The organism is Antarctobacter heliothermus, from assembly GCF_900188425.1.
GTDB classification, from domain to species: domain Bacteria; phylum Pseudomonadota; class Alphaproteobacteria; order Rhodobacterales; family Rhodobacteraceae; genus Antarctobacter; species Antarctobacter heliothermus.
Map to the genome: position 1 here is coordinate 1 of NZ_FZON01000090.1, position 10,954 is coordinate 10,954.

Sequence of the window (10,954 nt, forward strand, 5' to 3'; positions counted from 1 at the left end):
GCCATTCGCTACGCCCTCGGCCGCATGCCCAAAGCCCGGGCCTATCTGAAAAACGGCCAACTCGAGCTGGACAACAACATCTGTGAGCGGTCAATCAGGCCGCTGACTCTCGGGCGCAAGAATTATCTCTTCATGGGATCGGAAGGTGGTGGCAAGGCTGCCGCGATCGCCTACTCCCTCATCGAAACCGCCCGCATGAACCGCATCGATCCGGAAGCCTGGCTGACATGGGTGCTGGCCCACATTGCCGATCACAAGATCAACCGCATCGACGAACTCGCGCCGTGGAATTGGCAGCCACGTTGAATGTCAACGGCGGTCACGCCGGACGGATACCAAACGCCGCAGTGCCGCATGACTGCAACGGAGCCCAAAGTGCCCGATGCTGAATGTGGAACCAATGTTCGCATTGTTCCAGGTCAGTTTGTCTAACCTCAGACCCTGCCCTCTGTAGTGTTGCGTCATATCTGCACTTTCAGGCATCCTCAGAGAGCAGACATCGGCGCAACTAAACCGCGAGAAGTGCCGCTCCAAGCATTCTAATTTTTTAAGCTAGCGTAGACGCTGCTCTGACTTCACATCGAACAAATAGAGACGGCTGTGATCAAACCGCAGGCCTACGCGCTGGCCTTCACGCACACGCTCATCACCACGTTCTTCGATAACGATCTTCTCACCCGTGTCCGAGACAAGGTAGGCGTAGGATACACCGCCCAAGCTTTCGACGAGATCGACATTGAGGGCATTCCCTGCCAGATCAATTTCCAGGTTATCAGGGCGCAGCCCAGCGGTGACCGCTGTATTTATCGCATCAATGGAACTGGGGACTGTCATCTCTAGAGCAGGGATTGATACGCCGCCTTGACCAATTGTCGCATCCAGAAAATTCTTTGCTGGCGAGCCTATGAAGCCTGCCACAAACTTATTATCGGGATCACGGTAGAGGTCTAGCGGCGACCCAACTTGCTCAATCCGCCCTGAACGCAGCACCACAATTTTGTCGGCCAGCGTCATCGCCTCAACCTGATCGTGGGTCACGTAGACCATCGTCGCGCCGATTTCTTTGTGAAGACGTGCGATCTCCACCCGCAGTTCGGCATCACGGTTCGACAAAGGCTCATCGAAGAGGAGCAACTCGGGGCCGCGTACAATGGCCCGACCGATCGACACGCGCTGGCGTTGCCCGCCCGACAAGGCGGCTGGTTTGCGGTCAAGGCAGTCGTCCAGCTTCAGGATAAGCTGGCCTCGGCCGCCTTCTTTTCAATCTCCGGTTTGGCGTAGCCGTTCATACGCAAACCGAAACCCATAGTTTCCTTTACGGTCATGTGCGGATAAAGGGCGTAGGTCTGGAACACCATCGAGACACCGCGGTCAGATGGATCCATCGTGGTTACGTGCCGAGCGCCGATGGTCATCGTTCCGCCGGTTGTTTCCTCAAGCCCCGCGACCATGCGCAGTAACGTCGACTTACCGCAGCCAGACGGTCCGACAAAAACACAGAACTCGCAATCTTCAATTTGCAAATCGATCCCATGGATGACCTGTACATCACCATATTTCTTGATGACGTGGTTCATTGTGACGCCTGATATCAGATTTCCGTCCCTTCTCACATTCTGGCTTCACTGTTTGTCAGCCGCCGGATGGTTGCGATCTCGCGCTGGTCGTAGGGTCGCCCGTCCTCATGCAGCAGGTCGTGGAACCAGATATCGTGTGCAGGGTTGCCACTGTGGGCTTTCACCAATTCGTCTGGCCACGGCAGCCATGTTTGGGTGCGCCCCTTTACAAGGCCCCATTGAAAGCATCCCACGAGACGGTCGTGGAATAACTCCAGTTGGTCACTGATCTGGCTGTCGACGGCGCGGGCCATCCATTCTGTACAAAGGATCGGGCGATCAAGGACTGCAAGAAAGTCAATAAATTCGGAAACGCGTTCGCAGCTCCAGTAGGCGTGGAAAGTGACGATATCGGAGTGCAGCAATGCATTGCGGTCAATCTCGGTTTGGTACGGGTGACTGTCGTCACCGGGCAAGGGTGTTGTCCATGCCGCGACGGTCAAGGGTTGAACGGGGCATTCAGCCCGTGCCCATTCAAAGCAGGCCTCCATCAGTGATAACGCGCTTTGTTCAAGCGCCGAAGCGTAGTGTTCGTAATCGCCATCCGAGAAATTCATGCGGTTTCCCGGTTCGTTATAAAGGTCCCAAAACAGGATCCGTCGATCATTTCGAAACGCGCGCACAATTGCCCGCACATAGTCTTGAAGACTGTCACGCTGGGCTGGGTCCATGACAATGGCCCGCCCCGGAGAGGCGACCGCCCGGCTATTGTGGACGTCAGGCACGGGGTCGGCCTGGGGGCCCCAGACGGGCTCATCCCCGCCAAACCCGCAATCGTCAAAGAGACATGGAATGGTATCGATGCCAAGACTGTCGGCGACCGCCATCAACTGATCGAGGCGTTCCATCAGTCCCTTCGCATCGTGTACCCAACCCAGATAGGGAAGGTTGATACGAATGGCATTGAAGCCGATGTCTGCAGCCCACCCCAGTTCACGCTGGATGGTTGGCATGTCGAAGGTGTCAGGGTGCCACATTTCGATAAAGTTGACAGCTGTCGACGGCAGATAGTTGAAACCACAGACCCATGGGCGTCCTTGCCACCAGTCCTTGGCATGTTTGCTTGTCCAACGGTCCATTCGTACACCTGATCCGTATATGATGGGCCGCCCCGCGGCGTGCAGCGGGGCGGCAACTCTCTTAGCGGTCCAACAGGTCCTGAACTTCGATCTCGGCGTCCGCCAAGGCGGCCTCGACCTCTTTGCCGGTCAGCCAGATCGCTTGAAGTTCACGGTTCAACACGTCCTGGATAGCGCCGTACCGCTTGCTGGGGGGCGTGTCGCGCGCGATGGCGGCGGTGCCGGTGTATTCATCGCGGTGCGGCAAGCGCTGATAGGCTTCGCTTTCAATAACAGATGTGCGCACGGCCATGTGACCGGTGCGGGCCCAGTCGATGTTGTGGTCATTGATGAACGCCAGCACCTTCAGCGCCGCAGCACGACCGTCGCCGTCCAGAGAGGCAGGGATCGCCCACATGTGACTGTCGGCCCATGTGGCACCCGTGGCAAACAGCGTCGGGAAGTCCGCCACATAGTAGTTGTCGAGGCCCACTTCTTCTTTCGCCGCTTCTGCCGTGTAGAAATCCACAACCCAGGTGCCATTCACAAGAATGCCTGCCTCGCCGTTCAAAAATGCCTGCTGGCTGTCGGCATAGTTCAGTTGTGGGTTCGCCAGGTCCGCATCGAAAAGCTGTGTGATCGCCGTGACCGCGCTCTGTCCTGCTGCCGAGTTGATGGTTGCGGTGCCATCATCCGTAAAGATGTTGGCGTCCTGTTGCCACATCAGGGCAAGGACGACGCGCACACCGATGGGAAACTGGGCAAAGTCCGCTGCAAGATAGTCCTGCCCTGTGGCGTCCTTGAACTGCTGCGCCTGAGCCAACAATTCTGCGGGCGAAGTCGGCAGCACCGGCTTTCCGTCTTCGACCAACCCGGCCTCTGCCATCAGGTCCATGTTCACGTGCCAAAGGTTGGCATGGAAATCCATCGGGACACCGTAGATGCCACCATTGTAACTGACCGCGTCCAATGCGGCGGGCGCCCAGTCGGATGTATCGATGCCTGCGGCTTTCAGGTCACCGGAAATCTCCGCAATTGCACCCAGGCCGGCAAACTCGGGGACGCGGTGGCGGTGCATGACGTGAATGTCGGGCGGTGTTCCACCCGCGTAGGCCGCCTTGATCTGATCGTAGTAGTTGCCCCAGTCGGTGGGCAGCGTGGTGATGCTGATGCCATCAAGCTCGGCATCGGCGGCGTTGATGATCGACTGGATGATGCAGGCCTCACCGGCAGTTTTGGTGGTGTCCGTCCCTGCGTCTTCGCAGGCACCAAAGAACCGGCCCAGCGTGATCTCTTGTGCGGGTGCCGTTGTCGCAACCCCTGCGGCCATAGCCGCTGTCAGAAGCACATATTTCATTAGTTCCCTCCCTAAATATGCGTTAGCCCTTGGATCCGCCTGCGGTCATGGCTTGCACCACATACCGCTGGAAAATCAGGAACAGGATGACAACCGGAAGGGACGCGATAACGCCCGAGGCCATGACACGGCCCAGTCCTTCTGATTGCGCGAAGTTGGATTGGATGGACGCAAGGCCCAGAGTAATCGTGAAAAACTCCCGCTGTTGCGCCGAAACGAGCGGCCAGAGATAGTCGTTCCACGCATAAAGAAACGTCAGGATCGCCAGCGTCATCATCGCGGGGCGCGCTAGCGGCAGCATGACGTACCAGAAGATTTGCAACCATCCGACATCGTCTAGGCGGGCCGCCTCTTCGATGTCCTTGGGGATCGCCTTGAAAAACTGCATCATCAAAAACACGCCGATGGGCACAGCCATGCGTGGCAGGATCAGCGCGTGATAAGAGTTGTGCCAGCCGAAATCGGCAAACATCGTGTAAAGCGGAATGAACACGGCCTGTTCCGGCACCATCAGCCCAATCAGACAGATCACCATGATCGTGCGCTTGAACGGAAATTCCAAACGCGCCAGCACATAGCCTGCTGTCGTTGAGACAAACAAAACCCCCAGCGTCATGCCAACGGCCACGATGATCGAGTTCATGAACCACCACGGGGTTTGCCCGAAGGAAAACAGGGCCGCATAATTGTCTGCGGTGAAGGGTATCGGGATCAGACCGAAAAAGGTTGATGATGTCGTTCGGGCCAGAACCTCGTTCGGCTGGAAAGACAGCGACACCATCCACAGCGTTGGCACCAGCCAGAGAAAGGCAGGAACAGAGAGGCCGAGAACAAGCCAATAGTAGCTGCGGTTCATCAATCTTTCTCCCGTCCGATAACAAACTGGATGATCGAGAAAGACCCCATGATGAGGAACAGGAACACGGCCATCGCGCTGGCCCGGCCCAGTTCACTGTCACGAAACCCGGTTTGATAGATGTAGCGCACCAAGACCTGGGTCGTGTCGTTTGGCCCGCCTCGGGTCATCAGGTGCGGCTGACCAAACACCTGGAAATGCAAGATGATCTGCAGGATCACGACCACGGAAATCGTCCGCGTCAGGTTCGGCAAGGTGATATACCAAAACGCCCGCGCGCCCTTTGCATTGTCCAGCGCCGCAGCCTCGTAGATATCTTTTGAGATGTCCTGCAAGCCGGCAAGAAACAGGATCATTGCGATGCCCAGCGACCACCAGACGGTCGCGATGACGATGGCCGCCATGGCAAATTGTTGGTCTGTCAGCCAGTTGATCGGCGTGCCGCCGAAGGTCTCGGTGATGTTGGCGATCAGACCCTGACGCGGCGAAAACATGATTTGCCAGATCAAGGTCACAACCGTCACGGAAAGCACCTGGCTGAGAAAAAACAGCGTTCGCAGGATGCTCATCGCGCGCGTTTCGCGATTGAGCGCCGCCGCCAGTACAAGCGCAGAGATGGTCACACCGGGGACTGTAAAACCGACAAACACCAGCGTGTTGCCAACAGTTGGCCAGAACCGCCGGTCATACCAACGCCCCCCCTCTGCCGGATGGAAGCCGGGAAGGATCACCAGGAGCACCGAACCGATGCCAAGAGCGATCGCGTTGAACCGACTCAAACGACCCATGCGCGAGAGAATGATCGAAAGAACGACACCGATCAGGCCAAGTGTCTGCAGAACCGGCGCATTGAGGACGGACCACGTAATGTCCTTGCCCCACATGACCCGTTCGTAGTTCCGCATGCCGACGAATTCCTTGGCGTCGGGGTTGAACGCCACGGCCAGAAGGTTCCAGTCATACAAGGAAATCCAGACTCCGCGAAAGAACGGATAGATCAGGAACAGCGTGTAGGTGGCCAGGAATGGCGCCAGCAAAAGCCAGGCAGCTTGCGTCTGCGATAGTTTTGACCGTGAAGCCATCTGACTGACGCCCCCTCCCCCGACACGCTGATTCTTCTTGCGCTAATATTATTAGCAATATTTATTAGCATACAGCAAGGGATTTGAAAATTTGACCAGAAAACCCAATGAAAAGAACACCTCACGCATCACGATGAAAGACGTTGCCCTGCATGCGGGCGTGTCTCAATCCACGGTTTCCTTCGTGCTGAACGGTCTTGAGGACATGCGCATCAGCCACGAAACCCGCAAGCGCGTGAAAGATGCGGTTGATGCTTTGGGCTATCGGCCACGCGGCGCGGGCCGCCCGCCAAAATCGGCTGGACTGGGCGTTATCGGCCTGATGTTTGATGAAATCGCGACCAGCCCTTTTGCAGCAATTTCCATAGAAGGGGTGCAGGAAGAAGCCTGGAAGAACGACATCATTGTAGAAGTCGTAATGACGGGAGGAGACCCGCAATATGAGGCTGAAGTGCTCAGGAAGTGGGCGCAGGACGCTGTAATCGGCGTGATATATGGCTCTATCCTGACCCGTGAGGTCACACCACCAGACGGTTTGACACGTCACCGCGCCACCCTGCTCAACTGCTACGATACGACCGGCAAATATGCCTCCGTCGTACCCGCAGAGCGCCGCGGTGGCGAAGACGCGACGAAGGTCCTGCTCGCCGCAGGGCACCGACGTATCGCCTTCATCTCGGGCGAAAGCTGGATGGAAGCGTCCGACCAGCGTATGGAAGGCTATGAACGCGCACTGCGTGCCGCACGCATCCCGGTGGACCCCTCGCTCATCGCTGAAGGGAACTTCCTTCCCAGCGGAGGACGGGAAGCAACGTTACAGCTCATGTCCGGAAAATCACGCCCTGATGCGATTTTCTGCGCCAACGATCTGACCGCCGTCGGTTGTTACGAGGCCCTCAAGGAACTTGGTGAGAAGATCGGCGAAACCATTGCGGTGATGGGATATGATGATCAGGAAATTGCCCAACATCTTTCACCAAGCCTCACAACCGTTTTGCTGCCGCACCGCGAAATGGGCCAATGGTGCGTGAAGGAGTTGCTCAACAGCAGCGATGAACCATCAATTGATCGGCTGGAGTGTCCAGTTGTCATTAGGCAGTCCCATACGTCTTGCTAGAAACAAGTCCACAGAGGCAAGATCGCCCAAAGCGGTCTTTTGCGTAGCCGCAGCAAATTGGTGCTTTGTCCGCACACCGACGTATCACCGGTCAAAATGCTGCGCTCTGCGCGAAAGGCAGCAATGACGAGCTGCACCGCAGCATCTTGAGTAGGTCTTGGAGGTCGGCAGTGGGCCGTCCTTGACTTGGTCAATATGCTGCAGGCGCGAAACGCCTCTATCTTGAGGTGGTGAGTCGGGCTCTCAACCGCCGTTAGCTGCACCTTGCCCGAAGGTCCGGTCAGGGCCGGAATCGGCGGGCGTCCAGTAATGCCCGGCGCACAAATTGCGACAACGATAGCAGGCTGCTTCTCAAAGTGATGGCTGGGCAGTTCACCCTTCGGTGGGTGGCACCGCCCGCAGATAGAGATGCCATGTGGTGTGCCCAAGGATCGGCAGGGTGAAGATCAGGCCCAGAAACGCCGGAACCAGCGACAACAGCATAGTGACCGAGATGATCGCCGCCCAGGTGAGCATGACCGCCGGGTTTTCCTTGACGACGCGAATGGACGTGAGCATGGCGGAAATGAAATCGATTTCCCGGTCGAGCAGCATGGGCATGGCGACAACGGTCACCGCGAAAAGCACAGCCGACAGAAGTGCGCCGGCGCAGGTGCCTATGGCAAGAAAGGTCCAGCCCTCCGGTGTGAAGAATACGGCGTTGAAGAACCCGTCCAAATCCGAAAAGGATGAATCTTGCAGCACGATCACCAGCACGGTCCGAAACTGGTAGAACCAAACCCATAAAACGAACAGGGTGACAAAGGCCATCCAGCCCATCTCGCGTTTGCGTTGTCGGCCCATGACGGTGAGGATTTCAGACCAACCGAAACGATCTCCCTTCTGCAACCGGCGTGACATTTCATAAAGTCCGGCGGCCGCGAATGGCGCGATCAGTGGAAATGCGACAGCGGCTGGAATGACCATCCAAACCTTGCCGAGCCAGACCAGGCTCCAGACTGACAGGATCCCAAAAACCGCATAGAAAAGGCCGAAGAAGGCGCTCATCACTGGGCGCGCCAGAAAGTCGGAAAACCCTGCCTTCAGCGACGCGGTGATATCATCCGCGGTCAGCTTATTGACCTTGGGCATGGCCGGCTGCTGCCGCGTCGGATTGTCTGGCGGTGTGGAGCCTGTGGTATTGGATGTCATGACACAATCCTTTCAAAGTAGGGCGCCGCGCTGCTCCGTTGCCTACAGAGCCAGCGGTGAAACCGCCATCCCTCCTGCAGACAGAGGTTCGCACCGGAAGAGGCACAAGAGCAAGCGGGGAGCATCGCAGCCAAGTCCCGCAGTGCCTTCGCTCGCTACCTGAAAATGCTTCGCGATGCACCTATGGCCGATCTGGTGAAGCTGCGTCGCGACATCATAACTGACTGCAGAGGTCGGCAATGGGCCGATCGCGATAGTCACGGTGGTGCGCAGTTCAGTGTCGCCATTTCGCCATGTGGGCGGTGATTGGATGAAGATTATCCAGCGTGTTTTACCTCAACGCCACCTCAACCCACGTATGCAGTTTCCGCCCGATCCAAACCGCTGAAATCCTTCGAAATCCGTTCAGTGTCAGCGAACGACGGCCATCAGGTTTTGGGATTTCAAAGGCTTGCGAGCTAAGCTACTGAATTGACAAGATTAGTAAAAATCCGGGTCCATAGGCTCATAACCTGAAGGCCGTTGGTTCAAATCCTGTCTCCGCAACGAAGAAACGTTTTAATAACAATGGCTTAGAATCCGACAAAAACACTTGTGTATGAGCCGCGCAAAAACGAGTCAACGCCTAGTCAACGTTTTACGAGTCCCCCTGAAAAGCGGGGCCGCTTGTGTGTTGGAGCCGTGGAAACCCTCGCAGGCTGAAGTATCCAGTTTCGGCCGAACGCATCCCGGACGGACAGGGGTTCAAGTTCACCTCCGACCAAGTGGCTCTACTGTTGCAGAAGGGGATGAGGTACGTAACGCTGAAAGGACAGCCATACCGTGTTCGGCCCAAATTTGCCGGACCATTTCAACAACCTCCACGCGAGGAATGCCACTATTTTAAAACTGCTCCAGATATGCTACATGTTCTATGCTAGCACAACATTTTTTCCCTAGGGTACCTTTGATGAATCATATTCTTTCCGCAAGCCTAGGCTTGTGCCTCGCTGCATTTTCACCGTTAGCCGTCCAGGCTGATATTACGCGCGGCTGCAACGTCGTCATCTTTTCAAGCAACTCAAATTTCGTGCCAACTCACAGGACATTGGCGGAGATCAAAACTCAGGGGTCGTGCCGAAACAAAAGCGAAGCCAACAAATGCCGATCTCGCGCGTACAACGCAGGCAAAAGCTGCGTCAATGATTTATGGGCGGCGCGCTGGACTCATTCCGTCCCGCTCTCTTGCAAAACCCTTAGCGGCGGCCGCACCGGCGCGCGCCTTGTTTGGAATGGTATCATTGCGCAGCTGCCCAATGGGAATAACAGCCTAAAAGACCGTATTGAATTTGAATCCTGCTGCCGGGCGGATCGCCTGCAAGGCTCTGATACAGTCCACGTCAAATGGGTGGCTACCGGTGACAAAGGCTGTGGGCCGAGCCGGAGCGGAAATAAATCCTTTTTCGGCGGCAGCACGTTTGAAGCTGAATATGGCGTGAACTGCACTTCGCTCCGAGAAGCCGGACTTTGTGGTACCCCAACGCGCACCAACAAATAGTTATCGCGGCTGAATGGTCGAAACAGACCGTTTTTCCGCCTCAAAATGTAGCAGTTTTCGGGTGATGTGTTAAATTTTGAATTTCTCGCGTAGATTGCGGTGCTGTTGACACCCTCAAATATTGCTTCGGTTCCCGCCACGTGCAGCATCAGTTAAATTGTGCTCCGTGCCGCCATTAGATCGGTCGCAACAATTCCCGTTGAGGGGTCACCGGTAGCCATCGTGGACGGCCCATTGCGACCATCCGCCCTCAGTCAGTACGCTGCGATGCGGCCAGCGGAAGCAGGCTTTCGCTGCAGGTGCAATTTCTCGATGTTTCGAATTCACACAGTGCGGACAAAGTGACCGTTCTTTGAGGCCGCCTTAACGACAGCTCTTGGCCCCAAAGTTGATTAGCTGGCGTGTTCCGGTCCCGCATTCCTGGAAACGCTTTCGAACATTTCGACGATGTCGTTCGGAGACATTCGATCAAGAATGCCGTCCGCAATCTGGTCCCGCGTCCATACCAAGGACTTTGCTGGATCATGCAGCATCGCCCATTCCCCAAACATGCGGCTGGTGACCTGCCTGCTGACAAGCTTCTGAATCCCGGCATGACGGTCATCACGGCAAATGCGCATGTAGGCTGCAGTTACCGGTTCATACGGGCCTTCCAGCAACTGTAGGTATATGTCATGTCTGCAAACAAGTGCACCAGTGATGTCATCGCGCAGGTTGCACCGTCGCGCATCATTCAGAATGCTGCTCAGTATTATGCTGTCATACCCAAAGGGCTGTGACGCATAAATGAGTTGGGTTAGATTTGTGATAATTAGTAAGCATCCGGCGAGGGACGCGGTCACGCGGCCTTGACAGCTTTCTGCTCGGCCTTCCAGTTCCATGGGAGCAATTCAGGCAAGCGTGACACGGTGATGTCTGGCAAGCGCGCCAGGACATCTGCCATCCAGGCTTGCGGGTCGATGTCGTTCGTCTTGCAGCTGACAATCAGGGTATACATGAAGGCCGCCCTTTCGCCGCCGCGCTCTGATCCGGCAAAAAGCCACGACTTTCTTCCCAATGCGATCCCTCTGAGGGCGCGTTCGGCGGCATTGTTGGTCAGGCAGATGCGCCCATCCTCCAGGAAAGCGGTGAAGGCATCCC

10 protein-coding genes and 1 pseudogene are annotated in these 10,954 nt (G+C 56.4%); 3 read left to right on the forward strand and 8 right to left on the reverse strand.

The window, feature by feature from the left end; genetic code table 11:
• The coding region (locus CHB90_RS24340; protein WP_141135965.1) for a transposase domain-containing protein at nt 1-306 on the forward strand (306 nt) is incomplete at its 5' end.
• 246 nt (nt 307-552) lie between these two features.
• On the opposite strand, the pseudogene CHB90_RS24345 reads toward CHB90_RS24340, so the two are convergent.
• The 5 genes and pseudogenes from CHB90_RS24345 to CHB90_RS24365 all read right to left on the reverse strand — a co-directional run bounded on the left by CHB90_RS24345 (nt 553) and on the right by CHB90_RS24365 (nt 5,969).
• A pseudogene (locus tag CHB90_RS24345) lies at nt 553-1,592 on the reverse strand (ABC transporter ATP-binding protein).
• 17 nt (nt 1,593-1,609) lie between these two features.
• On the reverse strand, nt 1,610-2,695 hold the full coding sequence (locus CHB90_RS24350) for a cellulase family glycosylhydrolase (RefSeq protein WP_089280326.1): 1,086 nt from the start codon (nt 2,693-2,695) through the stop codon (nt 1,610-1,612).
• Between the two features lie 61 nt (nt 2,696-2,756).
• On the reverse strand, nt 2,757-4,031 hold the full coding sequence (locus CHB90_RS24355) for an extracellular solute-binding protein (RefSeq protein WP_089280327.1): 1,275 nt from the start codon (nt 4,029-4,031) through the stop codon (nt 2,757-2,759).
• A gap of 22 nt (nt 4,032-4,053) precedes the next feature.
• Entirely contained in the window at nt 4,054-4,887 is an 834-nt protein-coding gene (locus tag CHB90_RS24360; RefSeq protein WP_089280328.1) for a carbohydrate ABC transporter permease, read from the reverse strand.
• Entirely contained in the window at nt 4,887-5,969 is a 1,083-nt protein-coding gene (locus tag CHB90_RS24365) for a carbohydrate ABC transporter permease (RefSeq protein ID WP_212591647.1), read from the reverse strand. The genes CHB90_RS24360 and CHB90_RS24365 overlap by 1 nt, the downstream gene beginning before the upstream one ends.
• 91 nt (nt 5,970-6,060) lie before the next feature.
• Here CHB90_RS24365 and CHB90_RS24370 point away from each other — a divergent pair, with 91 nt between their 5' ends.
• Nucleotides 6,061-7,086: a LacI family DNA-binding transcriptional regulator gene (locus tag CHB90_RS24370; RefSeq protein ID WP_141135966.1), complete on the forward strand. Its 1,026-nt coding sequence runs from the start codon at nt 6,061-6,063 to the stop codon at nt 7,084-7,086.
• 372 nt (nt 7,087-7,458) lie between these two features.
• Here the strand turns inward: CHB90_RS24370 and CHB90_RS24375 are convergent, their stop codons facing one another.
• Nucleotides 7,459-8,277: a DUF2189 domain-containing protein gene (locus CHB90_RS24375; protein ID WP_089280330.1), complete on the reverse strand. Its 819-nt coding sequence runs from the start codon at nt 8,275-8,277 to the stop codon at nt 7,459-7,461.
• 949 nt (nt 8,278-9,226) lie between these two features.
• Here CHB90_RS24375 and CHB90_RS26365 point away from each other — a divergent pair.
• Nucleotides 9,227-9,814, forward strand: coding sequence for a hypothetical protein (locus CHB90_RS26365; protein WP_141135967.1), 588 nt, complete (start codon nt 9,227-9,229; stop codon nt 9,812-9,814).
• 392 nt (nt 9,815-10,206) lie between these two features.
• Here the strand turns inward: CHB90_RS26365 and CHB90_RS24385 are convergent, their stop codons facing one another.
• Both CHB90_RS24385 and CHB90_RS24390 read right to left on the reverse strand, forming a co-directional pair.
• Nucleotides 10,207-10,695, reverse strand: a complete 489-nt coding sequence (locus CHB90_RS24385; RefSeq protein ID WP_089280332.1) for a BLUF domain-containing protein — start codon at nt 10,693-10,695, stop codon at nt 10,207-10,209.
• Nucleotides 10,653-10,954 (reverse strand): transposase domain-containing protein (locus tag CHB90_RS24390; RefSeq protein ID WP_141135968.1); only part of this gene is annotated, 302 nt, incomplete at its 5' end. The genes CHB90_RS24385 and CHB90_RS24390, both read right to left, overlap by 43 nt.